Annotated in this window: 16 protein-coding genes; 6 read left to right on the forward strand and 10 right to left on the reverse strand. The window is 67.9% G+C overall.

Features of this window, described 5'->3' with window-relative positions:
* Positions 1-3: 3 nt before the first annotated feature.
* The 7 genes from GV161_RS22590 to GV161_RS22620 form a co-directional block, all read right to left on the reverse strand.
* Positions 4-1,029: an SIS domain-containing protein gene (locus tag GV161_RS22590; protein WP_152013377.1), complete on the reverse strand. Its 1,026-nt coding sequence runs from the start codon at positions 1,027-1,029 to the stop codon at positions 4-6.
* Positions 1,022-1,894: a PfkB family carbohydrate kinase gene (locus tag GV161_RS22595; RefSeq protein ID WP_152013594.1), complete on the reverse strand. Its 873-nt coding sequence runs from the start codon at positions 1,892-1,894 to the stop codon at positions 1,022-1,024. Before GV161_RS22595 ends, GV161_RS22590 begins: the two co-directional genes overlap by 8 nt.
* Before the next feature lie 83 nt (positions 1,895-1,977).
* On the reverse strand, positions 1,978-3,033 hold the full coding sequence (ugpC, locus tag GV161_RS22600; RefSeq protein WP_152013376.1) for a sn-glycerol-3-phosphate ABC transporter ATP-binding protein UgpC: 1,056 nt from the start codon (positions 3,031-3,033) through the stop codon (positions 1,978-1,980).
* Entirely contained in the window at positions 3,033-4,550 is a 1,518-nt protein-coding gene (locus GV161_RS22605) for an argininosuccinate lyase (RefSeq protein WP_152013375.1), read from the reverse strand. Before GV161_RS22605 ends, ugpC begins: the two co-directional genes overlap by 1 nt.
* A 5-nt stretch (positions 4,551-4,555) precedes the next feature.
* Positions 4,556-5,392, reverse strand: a complete 837-nt coding sequence (locus tag GV161_RS22610; protein WP_152013374.1) for a carbohydrate ABC transporter permease — start codon at positions 5,390-5,392, stop codon at positions 4,556-4,558.
* Complete coding sequence (locus tag GV161_RS22615; protein WP_152013373.1) at positions 5,392-6,318, reverse strand: sugar ABC transporter permease; 927 nt, start codon at positions 6,316-6,318, stop codon at positions 5,392-5,394. The genes GV161_RS22610 and GV161_RS22615 overlap by 1 nt, the downstream gene beginning before the upstream one ends.
* A 55-nt stretch (positions 6,319-6,373) precedes the next feature.
* The gene (locus GV161_RS22620; protein WP_244623972.1) at positions 6,374-7,597 is read right to left on the reverse strand and encodes an extracellular solute-binding protein; all 1,224 of its coding nucleotides are present in this window, start codon (positions 7,595-7,597) and stop codon (positions 6,374-6,376) included.
* Positions 7,598-7,800: 203 nt separating this feature from the next.
* Here GV161_RS22620 and GV161_RS22625 point away from each other — a divergent pair, with 203 nt between their 5' ends.
* The 6 genes from GV161_RS22625 to GV161_RS22650 all read left to right on the forward strand — a co-directional run bounded on the left by GV161_RS22625 (position 7,801) and on the right by GV161_RS22650 (position 13,996).
* Positions 7,801-9,060, forward strand: a complete 1,260-nt coding sequence (locus GV161_RS22625) for an ROK family transcriptional regulator (RefSeq protein ID WP_152013371.1) — start codon at positions 7,801-7,803, stop codon at positions 9,058-9,060.
* Positions 9,061-9,254: 194 nt separating this feature from the next.
* Entirely contained in the window at positions 9,255-10,091 is an 837-nt protein-coding gene (locus GV161_RS22630; RefSeq protein WP_244623953.1) for an endonuclease/exonuclease/phosphatase family protein, read from the forward strand.
* Positions 10,092-10,169: 78 nt separating this feature from the next.
* Positions 10,170-10,841: a MarR family winged helix-turn-helix transcriptional regulator gene (locus GV161_RS22635; protein WP_152013370.1), complete on the forward strand. Its 672-nt coding sequence runs from the start codon at positions 10,170-10,172 to the stop codon at positions 10,839-10,841.
* Between the two features lie 15 nt (positions 10,842-10,856).
* Complete coding sequence (locus GV161_RS22640) at positions 10,857-11,576, forward strand: hypothetical protein (RefSeq protein WP_152013369.1); 720 nt, start codon at positions 10,857-10,859, stop codon at positions 11,574-11,576.
* 106 nt (positions 11,577-11,682) lie between these two features.
* Entirely contained in the window at positions 11,683-12,228 is a 546-nt protein-coding gene (locus GV161_RS22645; RefSeq protein ID WP_152013368.1) for a carboxymuconolactone decarboxylase family protein, read from the forward strand.
* Positions 12,229-12,394: 166 nt separating this feature from the next.
* Positions 12,395-13,996, forward strand: coding sequence for a gamma-glutamyltransferase (locus tag GV161_RS22650; protein ID WP_152013367.1), 1,602 nt, complete (start codon positions 12,395-12,397; stop codon positions 13,994-13,996).
* Between the two features lie 122 nt (positions 13,997-14,118).
* On the opposite strand, the gene GV161_RS22655 is transcribed toward GV161_RS22650, so the two are convergent.
* The 3 genes from GV161_RS22655 to lpdA form a co-directional block, all read right to left on the reverse strand.
* A complete protein-coding gene (locus GV161_RS22655) occupies positions 14,119-15,705 on the reverse strand; it encodes an ABC transporter substrate-binding protein (RefSeq protein ID WP_152013366.1) in 1,587 nt (528 codons plus the stop codon).
* A gap of 87 nt (positions 15,706-15,792) precedes the next feature.
* On the reverse strand, positions 15,793-17,286 hold the full coding sequence (locus tag GV161_RS22660) for an amidase family protein (protein WP_152013365.1): 1,494 nt from the start codon (positions 17,284-17,286) through the stop codon (positions 15,793-15,795).
* Positions 17,287-17,413: 127 nt separating this feature from the next.
* On the reverse strand, positions 17,414-18,811 hold the full coding sequence (gene lpdA, locus GV161_RS22665; protein WP_152013364.1) for a dihydrolipoyl dehydrogenase: 1,398 nt from the start codon (positions 18,809-18,811) through the stop codon (positions 17,414-17,416).
* Positions 18,812-18,814: the final 3 nt, after the last annotated feature.

Consider the following 18,814-nt stretch of genomic DNA (forward strand, 5'->3'; position numbering starts at 1 on the left):
GGCTCAGACTGTCTGCGTCACCTTGGAAAGGTGGGGCGGACGGTCGGGATCGAGGCCGCGGCTCTGCGCGAGCGCCGCGAGAGCACCATAGAAGGCACGGACCTGTGCCAGTGGCAGCAAGGCGGCCGGCAGATCAGGCGGCAGCGGCAGGCTCTCTCCCACGCCAGGACCACCGCTGGCATAGCGCAGATCGGCGCCGAGCCGGGCGAATGCTGCAGCCGCCGCGCGGACGCTTTCGCTGCCCTCGTCGCCCGGATCGAGTGCGAGTGCCGGGAAGCCCGGACCGACCAGCGCAAGCGGGCCATGCAGCACCTCGGCAGCGCTGAAGGCCTCGGCATGGATGCGGCAGGTTTCCTTGAACTTGAGCGCGATCTCCTGGGCGATGCCGAAGGAAAGCCCCCGGCCGATCACATAGAGGCTGCTGGCCTCGCGCCAGGAGAGCAGGGCCGGCGTCCAGTCGCAGCGCCCGGCGGCGTCGAGCGCCTCGGGCGCCTGCGTGAGGGCAGTGTTCAGGGCTTCGTCCTGTGCCCACTCCGCCGTCAGATGCAGGAAGGCGAAGCAGGTGGCGAGGAAGCTCTTGGTTGCGGCGACGCTCCGTTCTGCGCCGGCCCGCAGCGGCACGAGCACATCGACCATGCCGGCGAGCGGCGAGGCCTCGTCGTTGACGAAGCCGACGACGAGCGCGCCGGCCCGCTTCGCTGCCTCGGTCAGCAGCAAGGCATCGGGGCTGCGGCCGGATTGCGAGGCGGCGATGAACACGGCGCGGGAGAGGTCGAGCTCGCCGCCATAGACCGAGGCGAGGCTGGGGCCGAGAGAGGCGACGGGCAGGCCGAGCGTGCGCTCGATCAGATATTTGCCATAGGTCGCGGCATGGTCGGAGGAGCCGCGCGCGCAGGTCGCGACGAAGGCCGGGCGCTTGATGCGCAGGCGCGCAACGAGATCGGCGATGACTGCGCCATTCTCCGCGTGCTGGCGGCGTGCGACGGCGGCGGCTTCGGCCGCCTCGCGAGTGAGCAGGGCTTCAACCATGGCGGCGCAGGGGCTCTTCAAGCAGTTGGTCGGCGATACGGGCGACCTGGCGCGGATCGAGCACATGGCCGGCGCCGCCGACACTCTGGACCGAGAGCGTACCACAGGCGATGCCTTCGGCGAGGGCGCGTTCGGGGGAGCTTCCACCGAGCCAGGCCGCGAGGAAGCCGGCGTTGAAGGCATCGCCCGCACCGGTGGTGTCGAGCACGCCCTGGCAAGGCGCGGCCGGGAGCGCGAGGCTCTCCCGGCCCTCGTAGAGGCGGGCGCCGTCGCCGCCATCCTTGATCACGACCATCGCGAAGTGCTGGGCGAGTCGCCGGCCGGCGGTGTCGAGATCGTCGCAATCGGCGATCGCACGCGCTTCGGAGGCGTTCGGCAGGAAGATGTCGACGCCGTTGCAGAGTGCGACGAGCTCGGGCGAGCGGATCAGCGCATCGTCCCAGCTCGGGTCGAGCGAGACGGTGAGGCCGTGATGCCTGGCATCGGTCACCAGATGCGGAATCTCGGCCAAGGTCGCGAATTCGGCGATGTGGAGATGGGCCGCGCGGACATCGCCGAGTGCGGTGGGGAGCGTTGCCGGGCGAGCCGGTCCGGCGCGGCGGGAGAGGAAGGCGCGCTCGCCATCCTGCACCATCGCGACGGTGAGCTGTGGGCCGGCATCGGCCGCGCGCTCCAGGAAGGTGAGCTCGACGCCACTGCGGCCGAGCGCCGGCAGGAGTGATTGCGAAAGCGGGTCTTCTCCGAGGCGCGCCAGCAGGGCAGCGGGCCGCCCGAGCCCGACGAGATGGGCTGCGGTGATGAAGCCGCCGCCTCCAGGCACGATCGCGACATCGTCGGCGAAACGTTCCTCGCCGAGGCGCGGCATCGCGTTGAGCCCGCGGAAGACGAGGTCGCAATAGAGCCGGCCGGTGCTGAGCACGAGCCCGTCCGGTCGTGGCCGTCGCGAGGTCACAGAGCGCGCTCGCTCTTGGCGTCGAACAGGCGCAAGCCCGAGGCCGAGGCGCCCAGCCTGACGGCGCTGCCGACGGCCGGCGGGTTCTTGGCCGGGGCCGAGGCGAGCAGCAGCCCGCCTTCGGCCTCGACATGGACGAAGGTCTCGGGGCCCAGCGGCTCGACCACGGCCACCGTGCCAGTGAGGGTGAGGTCGGCGGCTTCGCCTTCGCCCAGTACGCGCAGCTCCTGCGGCCGGACGCCGACGAGGATATCGGCCGGGAGCGCAGCGGACCATGCCAGCGGGGTCTCGCCGAGTTGCAGCGTGCCGTGGGCAGCTTTCGCAGGCATGATGTTCATCGTCGGCGAGCCGATGAAGCGGGCGGTGAAGACATCGGCCGGCTTCTCGTAGAGCTCCATCGGCGCGCCGACCTGGAGGATATGGCCGTCGCGCATCACCACGATCCGGTCGGCCAGCGTCATCGCCTCGACCTGGTCATGGGTGACGAAGACGATGGTGGTGCCCAGCCGCTGATGCAGGCGCTTGATCTCGAGCCGCATCTGCGCGCGCAATTGCGCGTCGAGATTGGAGAGCGGCTCGTCGAACAGGAAGACGGCGGGGTCGCGCACCATGGCGCGGCCGATGGCGACGCGCTGGCGCTGGCCGCCGGAGAGAGCGGAGGGGCGGCGTTCCAGCAGCTTGGTCAGACCGAGCACCTCGCCGACCTCCTCGACCCGCTTGCGCTTGGCTGCCTTGTCGAGCTTGGACGTGTAGAGGCCGAAGGCGATGTTCTCGGCGACGCTCATATGCGGGTAGATCGCATAGTTCTGGAACACCATGGCGATGTTCCGCTCTTTCGGCTCGAGCCGGTTCACGATGCGCCCGCCGATCGCGATCGTGCCGTCGTTGATCTCCTCGAGGCCGGCGATCATGCGCAGGGTCGTCGACTTGCCGCAGCCGGAAGGGCCGACGAAGACGACGAACTCGCCATCCTGGATATCGAGGTCGATGCTATGAACGACCTGCGTCGTGCCATAGCGCTTGACCAGTTTCTCGATCGCGATCCCGGCCATCAGGCGGCTCCTGCAAGGGCGGTGAAGGCGTCATCCAGTTCGCGGCGGGCTGCGTCCTCGCGCGCGGTGATCACGGCTGCAGCATCCTCGGCTGCGGCGAGTTCGGCGCGATAGCCCGCAAGGGCCTCGCCGAGGACTTTCGGGCCCGGCCCGCCGAAGCGCTCGCGCAGGGCGACGAAGTTCTCGGGCGAGACGGCGATGGCGAAGTCCTCGCGGCTGAGAGCAGGCTCGCGGCCGGCGGCGTGGCGGAAGGCGTCGAGGAAGGGCGCGTAGCCATCGCGCGGCAGGTCAGCATCTGCGGCGACGACGGCCCGGGCAACCGCCGAGGCGACCTCATGCGCTGCCCGGAAGGAGAGGCCTTCCTTGCGCACCAGCGTGTCGGCGAGCTCGGTTATGGTGATGCAGGAGCGCCGGATCGTCTCGGCGACGCGGCGGCTGTCGACCGAGAGCGCCGGCAGCAGCGCCGCGAGCAGCTTGAGCACGCGCCCGCCGCTCTCGAAGGTCTGGTAGCCGGCCTCCTGGGTCTCGCCCTCCGAGTCGTTCATGTCGGTGAACGGCGTGTTGTGGACGATGTCGCGGACCATGCGGGCGCGGCTGACGCTCTGCGAGGCGAGATGGCGCAGATGCTCGATCGGTACGGGATTGCGCTTCTGCGGCATGATCGAGGAGATCTGCACGAAGGCGTTGGGGACGTAGACTTGGCCGACCTCGAAGGCGGTCCAGAACTGCAGGTCCTGGATCAGCCGGCCGAGATGCAGGAAGACGAGCTCGACCGCGCCGAAGATGCCGGTGACGTAGTCGACCGCGGCGATGCAGCCATAGGAGTTCTGCAGCGGTGCCTTGAAGCCGAGGAGATGGGCGGTGCGGTGCCGGTCGAGCGGGAAGCCGGAGGTGGTGATCGCCGCGGCCCCGAGCGGGCAGAGATCGAGCAATTCGCGTGCCTGCACCAGGCGCCGATGGTCGCGCAGCATCACCTCGATCGCGGCTGAGAGGTAATGGCCGAGCGTCGAGGGCTGGGCCGGCTGGCCATGGGTATAGGCGACGATCAGGGTTTCCTTCTCGCGCTCGGCCAGCATCAAGGCGGCGGCGATCAGGGAGCGTAGCTGGGCGGCGAGTCTGTCGAGCCTCGGCTTCAGCGCCAGCTTGAACAGTGTGTGCTCGATGTCATTGCGCGAGCGGCCGGTGTGCAGGCGGCCATTGTCGTCGGGCTTCAGGCGCTTGCGCAGCTCGGCCTCGACCAGGAAGAAATAGTCCTCGACCTCGCCGGTATAGGTCAGCGTCGCAGGGTCGATCTCGCGTTCGATCTCGATCAGGGCGCGGGCGATGCTGGACGCGGTCTCGCGGGAGAGGATGCCGGTCTCGGCCAGCATGACGAGATGGGCGCGGTCGACGGCACGGAAGCCCGCCACGTGATGTGTCTTCACTGCGTCGAAGAGTGGACGCAGTACCGTCTCCTTGTAGACGGGATCGGGGAAGACGGAGTTGTCGCTGCTGCGTGGATCGGTGTGGGCGGTCATCGTGTTCATCCCTTGAGCCCGGCGAGCACGACCCCGCGGACGATGTAGCGCTGCAGCAGCAGAAAGATGGCGAGCGTCGGCAGCGTCGCGAGCGCGGCGCCGGTCATGATCAGCTCCCACTGGATCTGCGATTCGACGGCGAAGGAGGCGAGCCCGACCGGGAGCGTGTAGAGTTCCTTACTGGTGGTGACGATCAGCGGCCAGATGAAGGCGGTCCAGTTGCTGAGGAAGGTGAAGATCGCCAGTGCCGAGAGCGCCGGCGTCACCAGCGGCAGGGCGATGCGCCAGAAGATCGTGAACTCGTTGAGTCCGTCGACGCGCGCCGCCTCCAGGAAGTCGGTCGGCACCGTCTCGAAGAACTGCTTCATCAGGAAGGTGCCGAAGGCCGTCATCATGCCCGGGAACATGATGCCCCAGTAGCTGTCGAGCCAGCCGAAGTTCTTGGCCATGACGTACCAGGGGATGACCAGCATCTCGGTCGGGATCATCAGCGTCGAGAGGATCGCCAGGAAGACGAGATAACGGCCGCGGAACTGGAACTTGGCGAGCGTGTAGCCGACCAGGCTGTCGAAGAAGACGTTCGACAGGGTGACGATCGTCGCGATCGCCAGCGAATTCCAGAACCAGCGCAGGAAGCGCCCGTCCGAGAGCACGGTCCGGTAGTTGTCGAGCGTCGGCGCCGCCGGGATCAGCCGGAGATCGTAGATGTCGGCCGAGTCCTTCAGCGAGGTCGAGAACATGAAGAGCAGCGGCGTCAGCATCAAAAGGCCGCCGGCGAGCAGCAGCAGCCAGGCGACGACGCGGCCGGGCGCGAAGCGGGGGGAGAGGGTGGCGTCGGTCATCAACGGTCCCTCAGCAGGCGCAACTGCACCAGCGAGATGCTGAGCAGGACGAGGAAGAGCACGACGGTCTGCGCCGCCGCATAGCCCATGTCGAAGGAGGAGAACGCGGTCTGATAGATCATCAGCACCAGCGGCTTGGTCGCGTTGAGCGGGCCGCCGGGATCGCCGCTGGTCATGTTGTAGACCTGGTCGAAGATGCGCAGGAAGCCGATCGAGGAGAAGACGACCAGGAAGATGATGGTCGGCTTGAGCAGGGGCAGCGTGATCTTCCTGAGGATGGCGAAGTCGGAAACGCCGTCGATGCGCGCCGCCTCGTAATAGGTCGTCGGAATGGCGCGCAGGCCGGCGAGGAAGATCACGACCTGGAAGCCGAGGCCGGCCCAGATCGCCGGCGCCAGCACCGCCGGCAGTGCCTGCGTGGTCGAGCGCAGGAAGGGCTGCTGCGACAGGCCGACCGAGGACAGCAGGTCGTTGATCAGGCCGATGGGCACCGGCTGGTAGAACCAGCGCCAGACCCAGGCCATCGCCGTCGCCGTGGTCAGGAAGGGCAGGAAATACAGGGCCCGGATGAAGCCGTGCATGAAGCGGACGCGGTCGAGATGGTAGGCGATGGTGAAGGCGAGCACGAGGCTGAGCGGCGTGCCGATGATGAGATAGAGGAAGGTGTTGCGGAACACCTGCCAGAACACCGGATCGGCCATCAGCCGCTTGAAGTTCGCCAGCCCGACATAGGAAGGCGAATTCATCAGGTTCCAGTTCGTGGTCGAGATGATGAAGCCCTCGACCGTCGGGTAGAAGCGGATCAGCCCGTAGAACAGGATCGGCACGGCAAGGAAGCCCCAGGCCCAGACCACCTGCTTCTGCTGCAAGGTGAGGCCCTGCCAGAGGCGCCCGCCGGAGCGGGCGACGTCGGTGTCGGCGGTCATGGCGCGTCCTGCCGTGCTGGGATGCTTCAGGCTGTCGCGATTGCGTCTTGCGCGATCACTTCTTGTAGAAGCGGTCGAGGATCGCCTGCTCGGCCTTGGCCGCCTCGGCGAGCGAGGTCTTGGCGTCCTGGTTCTGGATGAACACCCGATTGGCCATGTCGAGGCCGACCTGGCGCTGCGCCAACTCGTCGACGAAGATGGTGGCCTGCGAGTAGTTCAGCGCCTTGAGGAAGGGACCGTAGATCGGGTGGGCGAGGTTCTTCTCGGTCTCGGCCGCAGCCTTGCGGGCGGGGAGCTCGCCGACCATGTCGAGCCAGACCTGCATCGCTTCCGGCGAGGTGGTGAAGGCCATGAACTTCTTGGCTGCCTCGAGCTTGGCGCCGGTCGGCTTGGCGGTGATCGCGTTGACCCAATAGCTGGCGAAGTTCGAGCGCTTGCCGTCGGCGCTCGCCGGTAGCTCGGCCACGCCCCATTCGAAGTTCTTGATGCCGCCGAAGGCGCCGAGGCGGAAGGAGCCGTCGACCGTCATCGCGGCGCGGCCGGCGCGGAAGGCGGCCTGGCCCTCGTCCATGAAGCCGGCCTGACCGACCTTGTGGACGCGTTGCAGGTCGGCATACCAGTTCAGCGCCTTGGCGCCGGCCTCGCTGTCATAGGCGACGGTCTTGTTGTCGTCGGAATAGGGCTTGCCGCCCATCTGGCGCAGCAGCACCTCGCGCCACCAGTGCAGGTCCTGGCCTGGCATGTCGATCACGGCGCCGGCCGAGAGCATGTTGCCGGCGGCGTCGCGCTTCACCGTCTTCTTGGCGGCTTCGAGATAGTCGTCGAGCGTCTGCGGCGGCTTGTTCGGGTCGAGCCCGGCCTCCTGGAACAGCTTCTTGTTGTAGAACAGCGCCAGCGTGCGCACCGCGGTCGGCAGGCCGTAATACTCGCCGTCGCGCTTCATCGTTTGGACGATCGGGTAGAATTCCTTCTCGATCACGTCGTGCGGGAAGGCGTCGCGCGGCAGCGGCTGGATGAATTTGGCGCCGACGAAATTGTCGAGCCAGCCATAATAGAGCTGGACCACGTCCGGCCCCTGGCCGGCCGGCACGGCGGCGGCGATCTTGGTCTGGTAGTCGGCATAGGGGAAGGTCGTGTGCTTGACCTTGATGCCGGGATTGGCGACCTCGAAGCGCTTGATCAGCTCGTTCATCGCCTTGATGCGGGCGTCGAAGACATATTGCCAATACTCGATCTCGACCGCCTGGGCGCGCGCGCCGGCAATGGTGCCGATCGACATGGCAATGCCCAGGACTAGTCCGCGAAAGCAGCGCATGGATCTTCCTCCCCGTCTGGTTGCGACGCCCGCCCGCATGCTCGCTCCCGGCTGCCGGACGTTCAGCGGGCATGCTTTCCCGGCGCTCATCCGCTGTCAACATATTAATTCACTTGAATTGGTTTAATGGCCGGCGCAGCCTGTGCGAACAGGAGAGGCCGCCTACCATGCCGCATCGCAAGCCTCCGGCCGCGCACAGCGCCGCCCTCGGCACCAACCCTGAGCGGGCGCGTCGCCATAACCGGCGGGTCGTTCTGGAGACGTTGCGCCAGCATGGCCGGCTCGGCCGCTCCGACATCGCCAATCTGACTCGGCTGACGGCGCAGGCTGTTTCCAACATCGTCGCCGAGCTGCTGGAAGAGGGCTTCCTGATCGAGCTCGGGCGCCGGCGCACGGCGCGCGGCCAGCCGCCGGTCGAGTTCGCCCTCAACGCCGATGGCGGTGTGACCGCCGGCATGGAGATCGCCGCCGACCATATCACCACGGTCCTTGTCGACCTCGCCGGTGAGGTCAGGGCGCAGCGGGTCGTGCCCGTGCCGGACCTTTCGGTCGAAGCGGTGCAGGCGCTGGCAGCGGCCGAACTCAAGCGAGCGCGAGCGACGAGGGGCCTGCCGGATCGCCTGCTCGGCTGCGGCGTCGTCATGCCCGGCCCGTTCGATTTCGAGGGGACGATCACCGTCGGCTCGACGGCACTGCCGGGCTGGACCGGGCGCGACGTCACCGCGCTGATGGGCGCCGCGCTGTCGACCTCCGTGACGGTCGAGAACGATGCGACGGCAGCGGCCGTCGGCGAGCATCTCTATGGCATTGGCCGGAACCTCCGGCATTTCTGCCTGGTCTATTTCGGCCTCGGTCTCGGTCTCGGACTGATGCTCGGTGGTGAGCCTTACCGAGGCGCCCAAGGCAATGCCGGCGAGCTCGGACATGTTCCGGCGGTACCGCAGGGCCTGCCTTGCGTCTGCGGCCGCGAAGGCTGCCTCGAGCGCTATGTCTCGCCTTCGGCCTTGCAGGAGATCCTGCGCCAGGCCGGTATCGTTCAGGTCGACCCGGCCAGCATTGCGCGGCTTCATGCCGAGGGGCACCCGGCCCTGATCGGCTGGATCGCCCAGGCCGGACCGCTGCTCGCGCCGGTGCTCGCCATGCTGGAGAACCTGTTCGACCCGGAGACGATCATCCTCGGCGGTGCGCTGCCGGACAGCGTCATCGACGCGCTGATCGCGGCGACCGAACCGCTGCCGCTCACCGTCGCCAGGCGTGGCGACCGCGCCATCCCGCGTATCCAGCGCGGCACCACCGGTCAGCTCACGGCTGCGCTCGGGGCCGCGGCTCTGCCGCTGCTCGATGCGACTGCGCCGCGCCTGGTGCGCAATCCGGCGGCAGGCGAGCCGGCACAACTCATCACCGCAGACATTGTGCCCGTATCGTAGCGCTTGGCATCTCGGTCGCGATCAACAGGTCGAGACTGGTTGATCGACATGCTGCGCCAGCCTGGCTTTTCCGCTAACGCTCAGTCAGGCGAGTCGTTTGCCCGGGACCGATCGAACCGTCGCGCCTTTCGGGGATTGATCTTGGCAAGGCTCTTGCTAACGAGCCTGGGCGAGCGATTGGAGACGCCGGCCGGATGCTGGAATTCGAAGGGCGCGGCTTGCGCCGGATCAGGGTGCTGCGGCCGCCGCAGATGTCGAGCTGGACGCGCGAAGCTGCTGGCCAGCCGGCGCTCGCCAGCACGCCGCCGGCCGCGGAGCTCAGGATCGCCTCCTACAACATCCACAAGGCCGTGGGCCGCGATCGCCGCTTCGATCCCGACCGGATCATCGAGGTGATCCGCCAGATCGACGCCGATGTCGTGGCGCTGCAGGAGGCTGACCAGCGCTTCGGCGAGCGCTCCGGGCTGCTCGACCTCGCCCGCCTCGAGCGTCGCACGGGCCTGAAGCCGGTGCCGGTGCAGAGCGCCTGGCAGGGCCATGGCTGGCACGGCAATGTCGTGCTCTTCCGCGATGGGGCGGTGACTGCGACGCGCCAGCTCGTCCTGCCCGGTGTCGAGCCGCGCGGAGCGCTGATCGCCGATCTCACGGTCTGCGGCTCACCGATCCGGGTGGTCGCGGCGCATCTCGGGCTGCTGCGCCATTCGCGCTCGCGCCAGGTCGAAACGCTGATCAACGCCTCCAAGCCGACCGACGGGCGCCCGATCTTTCTGATGGGGGACCTCAACGAATGGCGGATCGGCAAGAAGTCCAGCCTGCACGGGCTGGCGCCGAAATTCGGGCCGCTGCAGGCGGCGATCCCGAGCTTCCCGGCGCGCTTCCCGATCTGGGCGCTCGACCGCATCGTCGCCTATCCCGCCGAAACGATCACGCAGGTCCAGCTGCACGACACCGAATTGTCGCGGCTGGCCTCCGATCACCTGCCGATCAAGGCGGTGGTGCATCTGCCAGGCGAGGAGCGTCAGGCGCATTAGAGCTTCCCGTCAGCAGCAAGCGGCGGGTGGGCCGTAAATCGGCTTGACGTTATTACATAGGAATCCTATTCAATTGGCATGACAGCGTTCGACACCAGCTCCGAGCCTCTTCCGCAGCGCCTTCGCGAGGGGCTTGAGCGGCTGGCGAGCGTGCTGAAGGCCGATCAATGGTCTGCGGCGAATGCGGTCAGCCTTAATCCGACGCAGGCGCATGTGCTCTCCTTCCTTGCCGGCCGCGGCAAAGCCGGGCTGCGCGTCCGGGCGATCGCCGAGCATCTCGGGGTGACGCAGCCAACCGCGACGGATTCGATCGCGGCGTTGGAGCGCAAGGGCCTAGTCACCAAGGGGCCGGATGCCAGCGATGCGCGCGCGGTCGCGGTACGGGTCACCGAGGCGGGACGCGATGCGGTCAAGGCGATCGGGCTTTCCACCACGGCGACCAATACAGCGTTAGCTGGCCTGTCCGCCGCCGAGCAGGCCGATCTGCTCCTGCTCGTCGTCAAGCTGATCCGCTCGCTGCAGCTCGCCGGCGCCTTGCCGGAACAGCGCGCTTGCGTGACCTGCCGCCATTTCCGGCCGAAGGCCCATCCCGGCACTGACATGCCGCATCATTGCGCCTTCGTGAACGCCGCTTTCGGGACCCGGCATCTCCGGCTCGATTGCGGCGAGCATGAAACCGCGGAGCCGTCCGCCCAGGCTGCCACCTGGCGGGACTTCACGGCGTCCGCACCCCTCCAGACGAACCGCTAGGAAGGATCAAACACCATGAAGAGATTTGAGCTGCGGGGTATCGGCCTCGCCGCAACGGCCGCGCTGTGCCTGGTCGGCGCCGCCGGGGCACATGAGATCAAGAGCGCCGGCAATCAGGCCGTGCAGGCCTCGTTCGACATCATCGAGACCGCGATCACTACCGATCACGGCCATGCAATCTTCCGCAGCCGCCTGCGTGGCGATGCCGGCGCCGCCAAGCCCGCCGCGACCGGCAAGTTCGCCGGCTCCGAGGTCTATGCCTATGTCTGGCCGACCTCGCTCGACAGCGCCGAGGTCGGCTTCGACAAGGGCCAGGGTATCGTCGCGCTCGCCGTGACCTTCCACCCCGACTTCGACGACGGCGCCAAGAGTGCCAGGAATCGCGACGTCTGGCACCCGCACTGGGTCGTGCTGGCCGAGGACAAGGCCTGCGGTGGTGGCCTGAAGGTTCGCGATATTCCCGATGGGGCAAAGCCGCGTGTGCCCGAGACCTGGCCCGGCGTGCCGCTCCTGATCGACAGCCCAGCCTACAAGACCGCGCTTTCCGGCAGCACGGTCGAGGTCCATGTGCCGCTCGACAAGCTCGGGGCGCTGAAGGGCGCCTCCTTCGACGGCGTCACCGCAGGCTTGCGCGTCAACGCCAACCTGCATGCGCCGCTGCTCTGCGTCGCCGATGTCTTCAAGGTCGCCTCGGGCAATCTCAGCCTGCCCGGCAAGGTCGCTCCGGCGAAGTGATGCCGGCGGATATCCGCCGGTGATCCGGCTGGATGGGCGGCGCGTCGACTGCCATCGGCGCACCGCCCGGTTTTCCCCCTCCAGACGATAGAGAAGGACCATGATCATGACACGTATCAACCTGATCGATCCAGCCGCGGCGTCGGCCGAGGCTGCTCCGCTCCTCGCCGAGATCAAGAACGCCTTCGGCGTGACGCCGAACATGTTCCGCGCCGTCGCCAACTCGCCGGCTGCGCTGGCGAGCATGTGGGGCTCGTTCGGCGTGCTCGGTGGCGGCCGCCTCGGCGCCAAGCTCGGTGAGCAGATCGCGGTTGCGATCGCCGATCGCAACGCTTGCGACTACTGCCTCGCCGCCCACACAGCACTGGGCCGTAAGACCGGTGCCAGCGCTGCCGAGATGAGCGAGGCGCAGGCTGGTCTCTCCAGCGATCCACGCACCGCGGCGGCGCTCGCCTTCGTGCTGAAGGTCGTCGAGAACCGCGCCGCGATCGGCGAGAGCGATGTCGCGGCGTTGCGGGCGGCCGGCTTCGACGATGGCGAGATCGTCGAGATCATGGCGCATGTCGCGCTCAACCTGTTCACCAACTACGTCAACGTCGCCTTCGACGTCCCTGTGGACTTCCCGGGCGTGAAGCTGCGGTCTGCCGCCTGACGCCGATTTGGCCGGTCCGGCGGCGCGGCATCCGCCGTGGCTGCCGGGCCGGTTTTCGGGTGCAGGGCGAGCGCCGGTCGCGGGGCAGGCTTGAGGCATCCTCAAGTGACGCCCGGATGGCGGCATGCCACGATGGGGCGTCCCTATCGAGACCGGATCCTGCCCAATGACGACCGAGCCGAGCCGCGCCAAGGCCTATCGCACCCAGAACTGGAGCCTGACCAAGCCTTCGGCGCGCGGACGCAAGGGCGTCGTCGTCTCGCAGAACCACGAGGCCGCCGCCGCCGGGGCGGCGATCCTGGAAGCCGGCGGCAACGCCGCTGATGCCGCAGTCGCCACCGCCTTCGCGCTGGCAGCGGTCGAGCCCTGGAACAGTGGACTCGGCGGCATCGGTTTCGGCGTTGTGCTCAAGGCCGGCGAAAGCAAAGCCCAAGTCGTGGATTTCGGCCCTGTCGCGCCGCGCCGCGCCGATCCGGCCGATTATCCGATGACCGGCGCGATGAAGTTCGACCTGTTCGCCTGGCCGGAGGTCGAAGGCGATCGCAACATCCACGGACCGCTCTCCTTCTGCATCCCGTCTTCTGTTGCCGGCTACGCCAAGCTGAAGGAGACGTTCGGCACTAGCATGCCCGTCTCCGAGCTGCTTCAGCCCGCGATCGTCCTGGCCAGGCGCGGTCTGGCGCAGGACTGGTACACGACGCTGAAGATCGCCTCCTCGGCCTCTGTGCTCAGGCTTTACGAGGAGAGCGCCCGCATCTACCTGCCGGGCGGCTTGCCGCCGGTGCCGCCCTATCAGGGCGTGCCGGGCTTCCGGACGCTCGGCAATCTCGGTGCGACGCTCGAACATCTCGCCAAGGCCGGGCTCGACGATTTCTATCGCGGCGAGCTGGCGAAGAGATTGGCTGCCGACATTGCCGCGGCCGGTGGCGTCGTCGATGCGCAGGACCTCGCCGACTGCCGCGCGAGCGTGCGCGAGGCGCCGGTGATCGACTGGCGCGGCACGCACCGGATCCACACCGCCGGCGGGCTGACCGCTGCACCGACTTTGCAGGCTGTGGTCGAGGGCATGGCGGCAAGTCCGCCGCCGGAGGGCGGGCCGGACTCGACTTGGTTCGCCAGGCTGTCGCAGGTGATGCGCGAGGCCTATGCAAGCCGGCTCGAAGGGCTCGGCGCGGCGCAAGCCGCGAAGGAGCCGGGCGAGACCTGCACCACGCATCTCACCGTGGTCGACGGCGAGGGCACGATCGTCGCGCTGACCACGACCCTGCTGTCCTCGATGGGCAGCCGCCTCGTCCTGCCCGACACCGGCGTGCTGATGAACAACGGCATGATGTGGTTTGACCCGCGTCCAGGCAGCGCCAATGCGATCGCGCCGGGAGCCCGTCCCTTGTGCAATATGTGTCCGGTGGTGGTGACCCCTGCCGATGGCGCCTATCCGCGCCATGGCGCCGGCGCCTCGGGCGGGCGGCGCATCCTCGCGAGCGTCTACCAGATGCTGGCCTTCACTCTCGACAGTGGCATGAGCCTGGAGGATGCCGCGCACCAGCCGCGCATCGACGTCTCCGGTCCCGACGGCACCAGCGCCGATGCCCGCCTGCCCGAGGGTACGCTCGATGCGCTGGCGGCAGCCGGCTCGCTAACCGTGGTCGAGCATGGCGTGCTGCCGCTCAACTTTGCCTGCCCGAACATGGTGCGAACCGGGCAGGACGGGCAGGAAGGCATCAGCGACGCCGCCTCGCCCTGGTCGGCGGCGGTGGCGGCGAATTGAGTTAGGCGTCATGCTCGGGCCTGACCCGAGCATCTCAGGCCGAAGGAGGCGCCAGCCAGCGCCTTCTCGTCATGAGATTCTCGGGTCGGCGCTACGCGCCGCCCGAGAATGACGGCGAGATTTCAACCCCGCTTCAGCCCCCACGGATAAGGCGCCGAGCCCGGCAGCATGCCGGTCAGGCCCTTGCGATAGGCGGTCTTGATCACGAACTGGCCGAGCGGGATCGTGGCGCATTCCTCCAGCGCCAGGCGCCCGAGCGCGACTGCCACCTGCTTCTGCTTGGCCTCGTCCGGTGCGTAGAGCCATTCCTCCGCCATCTCCTCGGCCTTGGTGTTGGTCCACCAGCCGAACCAGCCCTTGTCGCCAGGGCCGCGCACGAGATTGGAGAGCGCCGGGTTGCCCCAGCCGACGGCGGCGCCGGTGGTGTGGAAGATGCTCCAGCCGCCCTTCTCGACCGGCTCGCGGCTGTTGCGGCGCTGGATCACCGTGCCCCAGTCGCTGGCCGCCATCTCGACATTCATGCCCATCGCCTTCAGCAATTCGTAGGTGACGTCGCCGAGCGGGCCGATATCGGGGAAGTCGGTCGGGTTGATGATGACGACCTTCTCGCCATTGTAACCGGACTCCTTCAGCGCCGCCTTGGCCTTGTCGACGCTCTGCGGCATCAAATCCTCGAGCTCGCCGGTGTAATAGGGCGTGCCGCGCCACCACAGATTCCGGCAGACCTGCCAGGCGGTGGTGTCGTCGCCCTGCGACGCCCGCATATAGTCTTCCTGGTTGACGCCCAGGCGAACCGCGGCGCGGACCTTCGGATTGTTGAAGGGCGGCTGGAGATGGTTCAGCCGCATGATCGAGCCGCGGCCGTTCTTGTCGATGACCTCGCGGACGACATCCGGGCTCTTGGCCAGCAAGGGCTGGAGGTCGGCGAGCGGGCGTTCCCACCAGTCGATCTCGCCCTTGGTCAAGGCGGCGGCGGCGGTCGCCGGGTCGGGCAGGATCGGCCATTCGATCCGCTTGAAATGCGCGACCTTGCCGCCGGCATTGCGGCTCGGCGGTTCGCTGCGCGGCTTGTAGGCCTCGTTCTTCTCGTAGACGACGCGGCTGCCCGAGACGTACTCGCTGGCGACGAACTTGTAGGGGCCCGAGCCGGTCATCTCGGTGACCTGTTTGGTCGCCTCGGTCTTGGCCAGGCGCTCCGGCATGATGAAGGGCGGGTTGTCGGCCTTGGCCATGCAGTCGAGCATCATCGGGAAGGGCCGGGTCAGCTTGATCTCGATGGTGCGCTCGTCCGGCGCGCCCCAGGCCTCGACGGCCTTGATCAGGAGCTGGCCATAGGGGTCGCGCTGGCACCAGCGCTTCAGGCTCTCGATACAGTCGATCGAGCGGACCGGCTGGCCGTCATGGAAGGCCAGGCCCTCGCGCAGCTTGATCTTCCAGATCTTGCCGTCGGCGGAGATCTCGTGGCCCTCGGCCATTTGCGGCTGCGGCTTCAGGTCGAGATCGCCGCCATAGAGGGTGTCGTAGACGTAGTAGCCGTGATTGTTGGTCACGGTCGCCGTCGTCCAGATCGGATCGAGCGAGGTGAGGTTGGCTTGTGGCGCCATCTTGAGCACGGTCGCGCTCGGTGCCTGGGCCCAAGCCTCTCGTGCGAGCGTTGGAGCGAGCAGGGCGGCGGCTGCCGTGCCCTGCAGGAACTGACGACGCTTCATATATCTCTCCCCTTTTATGATTGAATCGACTTGCCGATAAACCCGGTTCTTTCTGCTGCTCGATAGGACGAAAAAGGTTGGCCTCGATTAGTCGAAGCCAAGAAAATTCGGGCTGTCCGCCAGCTTCGGGGCGGCCTTCAGCCTGGCGATATCGGGCACCGGCCGTGCCGTCAGCGGATCGCCCGCAAGAAGCTGCTCCAGCGCCGCCGCAACGGCAAGGACCTTGGCGTCGCCGCCGCGAGGGCCGACGATCTGCAGGCCGAAGGGCATGCCGTTGCGGTCGAGCCCGACCGGCAGCGAGATTGCGGGATGGCCGACGATCGTCACGGCATAGGCATTCGCCAGCCAGTGGAAATAGGTCCGTGTCGGCTTGCCGTCAATCTCGGCCGGATAGAGCTCGGACCAGGGCCGCGGCGACAGCGTCATCGCCGGCGAGAGGATGACGTCGTAGTCTTCGAAGAAGCGCTGCCACTCGTGATAGAGCACCGTCTGCTGCTTCAGGGCGCGGGTGACGTCGAGCGCGCTGTAGCGCAGGCCTTCCTCGACATTGGCGCGGACATTGGGGCCGACCTTGTCGGGCGTCTTGATCGAGCGGTCGTGATGGCTGGCGAGGAAGGAGACGGCGCGCAGCACCTCGAAGCTCTCATCGGTGCCGGCGCAGTTCGGCGTTGCCTCGTCAGCCCGGCCGAAGACCTTGCTGAAGCGGCCGACCTTGTCGGCGAAGACCTCGCGGATGTGCTTCTCGGTCGGTGTGAAGCCGAAATCCGGGGTGATCGCGACCTTCAGCGAGGCGAGATCGCAATGGTCCGGCCGGGCGAAGTCTTCCGCCCGCCTGACTTGCTTGCCATGGATCGTCGTCGCCAGCGGGTCGACGGCGTCGTCGCTGACCATCGTCGAGAGCAGGAGGCAGAGATCGGGCACGGTGCGCGCCATCGGGCCGAGCACCGAGAGCGGGTTCCAGCCGAGCGGGCGCTTGTCGCTCGGCACCAGCCCCGGCGTCGGCCGGAAGCCGACGATGCCGTTGAAGGCAGCCGGGTTGCGCAAGGAACCGCCGGTGTCCGAGCCGGTCGCGATCGGCACCATGTTGGTCGCGAGCACGACGCCCGAGCCGCCGGAGGAGCCGGCGGCCGAGCGCGAGGGATCGAACGGGTTGCCGGTGACGCCATAGACGGCATTGCGGGTGTTGGCGCCGGCGCCCCATTCCGGCGTGTTGGTCTTGCCGACGATGACGGCTCCGGCCTTGCGCACGGAGGCGACGATGCCCTGGTCCTGCGTCGGGACATGGTCGGCGAAGAGCGGGCTGCCATAGGTGGTGCGCAGGCCGGCGACATCCTCTAGGTCCTTGATGCCGATCGGCAGGCCGTGCAGTGCCGGCAAAGCGTCGCCGCGCATGGTGGCGGCATCGGCGGCCTTCGCGGTCGCCCGCGCCCGCTCGTCGTCGCGCGCCACCATGGCGTTGACGGCCGGGTCGACCGCGTCGATCCGGGCGAGGCAGCTGTCGAGCAGCTCGGCCGCCGAGAGCTTCTTCTCGCCGATCAGGCGGCGGGCGGTGACGGCATCGAGATCGCAGGGTTCGGTCACGGCAGAAAGCTCCGGCAGTCAGGGCGGGTCCGACGCGACCCGTCCTGCCAGTCGAAGCGGCATCAGCCGCTACGTCAACCCTCGCCGGGTTGAACCCCGGCCTGCGTTCGCCTCAGATGTGCAAGGCTCAGATGTGCAAGGCGTGACCGAGCGCCTTCAGTGCCGATTCCTGGAAGCCCTCGCCCAAGGTCGGGTGGGCGTGGATCGTGCCAGCGACGTCTTCAAGCCTCGCGCCCATCTCGATGGCGAGGCCGAAGGCGGCGGAAAGCTCCGAGACGCCCTGCCCGACGGCCTGGATGCCGAGGACGAGATGGTTGTCGGCTCGCGCCACGACACGGACGAAGCCGGCTTCGCCATGGCGGGTCATGGCGCGACCATTGGCCTGGAACGGGAACTGGCCGATCTTGGTCTCGAAGCCGGCGGCCTTGGCCTCCGCCGGCGAGAGACCGGCGGTGACGATCTCCGGGTCGGTGAAGCAGATCGCCGGGATGCAGGCCTTGTCCCAGACGCGCGGCTCGCCGGCGACGATCTCGGCGACCATCTCGCCCTGCGCCATGGCGCGATGGGCCAGCATCGGCTCGCCGGTGACGTCGCCGATGGCGTAGATGCCCCGCATCGAGGTCTCGCAGCGTTCGCCGATGCGGATGAAGCGGCCGTCCATGTCGAGCACGAGCTCGTCGAGGCCGAGCTTGGCCGTCGCAGGCGCACGGCCGACCGTGACCAGGATCTTGTCGGCCGGCAGCTCGCGCTCCTTGCCGTCGGCCGTCTCGATGCGCAGGCCGTCGCCCTTGGCGGTCTGGCCGAGCGCCTTGGCGCCGAGCAGGACCTCGACACCGAGGGCCGAGAGGCTCTTGGCGACGGGCCCCGTCAATTCGGCGTCGTAGAGTGGCAGGATCTTGTCCTGCGCCTCGACCACGGTGACCTTGCTGCCGAGCTTGGCGAAGGCGGTGCCGAGCTCCAGCCCGATATAGCCGCCGCCGACCACGACGAGGCGCTTCGGCAGTTCGGTCAGCGCGAGCGCGCCGGTCGAAGAGATGACATTGCCGCCGAAGGGCAGGAAAGGCAGTTCGACAGGATGAGAGCCCGTCGCGATCACGATCGTCTCGGCCTTGATGATCTTGGGGCCGGTCTCGGTCTCGACCGCCACGGTCTTGCCGTCACGGAAGCGAGCCTGGCCGTGGACGATCTTGACCTTGGCCTTGCGCAGCAGGCCGGCGACGCCGTTGTTGAGGCGCTGGACGATGCCGTCCTTCCAGGCGACGGCCTGCTTCAGGTCGAGCTTCGGCTCGGCGGCGGTGAGGCCGAACGGCGTCTTGCCGGCGGCGGCATGGGCGGCCTTCTCGAATTCCTCGGCGACATGGATCATCGCCTTGGAGGGGATGCAGCCGACATTGAGGCAGCTGCCGCCGAGCTTGCCGCTCTCGACGATGACGGTGTCGATGCCGAGCTGCCCGGCGCGGATGGCGCAGACATAGCCGCCGGGGCCGGCGCCGATGACGAGCAGCTTACAGGTGATCTCGGTCATGTC

The organism is Bosea sp. 29B, from assembly GCF_902506165.1.
Taxonomy (GTDB): domain Bacteria; phylum Pseudomonadota; class Alphaproteobacteria; order Rhizobiales; family Beijerinckiaceae; genus Allobosea.

Excerpts from the sequence above, each read along its gene's own strand:
- GV161_RS22655 (WP_152013366.1), bottom strand. The coding sequence starts at position 15,705 with ATGAAGCGTCGTCAGTTCCTGCAGGGCACGGCAGCCGCCGCCCTGCTC.
- GV161_RS22630 (WP_244623953.1), top strand. The coding sequence starts at position 9,255 with ATGCTGGAATTCGAAGGGCGCGGCTTGCGCCGGATCAGGGTGCTGCGG.
- GV161_RS22615 (WP_152013373.1), bottom strand. The coding sequence starts at position 6,318 with ATGACCGCCGACACCGACGTCGCCCGCTCCGGCGGGCGCCTCTGGCAG.
- ugpC (WP_152013376.1), bottom strand. The coding sequence starts at position 3,033 with ATGGCCGGGATCGCGATCGAGAAACTGGTCAAGCGCTATGGCACGACG.
- GV161_RS22605 (WP_152013375.1), bottom strand. The coding sequence starts at position 4,550 with ATGACCGCCCACACCGATCCACGCAGCAGCGACAACTCCGTCTTCCCC.
- GV161_RS22620 (WP_244623972.1), bottom strand. The coding sequence starts at position 7,597 with ATGTCGATCGGCACCATTGCCGGCGCGCGCGCCCAGGCGGTCGAGATC.
- GV161_RS22650 (WP_152013367.1), top strand. The coding sequence starts at position 12,395 with ATGACGACCGAGCCGAGCCGCGCCAAGGCCTATCGCACCCAGAACTGG.
- GV161_RS22610 (WP_152013374.1), bottom strand. The coding sequence starts at position 5,392 with ATGACCGACGCCACCCTCTCCCCCCGCTTCGCGCCCGGCCGCGTCGTC.
- GV161_RS22635 (WP_152013370.1), top strand. The coding sequence starts at position 10,170 with ATGACAGCGTTCGACACCAGCTCCGAGCCTCTTCCGCAGCGCCTTCGC.
- GV161_RS22595 (WP_152013594.1), bottom strand. The coding sequence starts at position 1,894 with ATGCCGCGCCTCGGCGAGGAACGTTTCGCCGACGATGTCGCGATCGTG.
- GV161_RS22640 (WP_152013369.1), top strand. The coding sequence starts at position 10,857 with ATGAAGAGATTTGAGCTGCGGGGTATCGGCCTCGCCGCAACGGCCGCG.
- GV161_RS22625 (WP_152013371.1), top strand. The coding sequence starts at position 7,801 with ATGCCGCATCGCAAGCCTCCGGCCGCGCACAGCGCCGCCCTCGGCACC.
- GV161_RS22590 (WP_152013377.1), bottom strand. The coding sequence starts at position 1,029 with ATGGTTGAAGCCCTGCTCACTCGCGAGGCGGCCGAAGCCGCCGCCGTC.
- GV161_RS22645 (WP_152013368.1), top strand. The coding sequence starts at position 11,683 with ATGACACGTATCAACCTGATCGATCCAGCCGCGGCGTCGGCCGAGGCT.
- lpdA (WP_152013364.1), bottom strand. The coding sequence starts at position 18,811 with ATGACCGAGATCACCTGTAAGCTGCTCGTCATCGGCGCCGGCCCCGGC.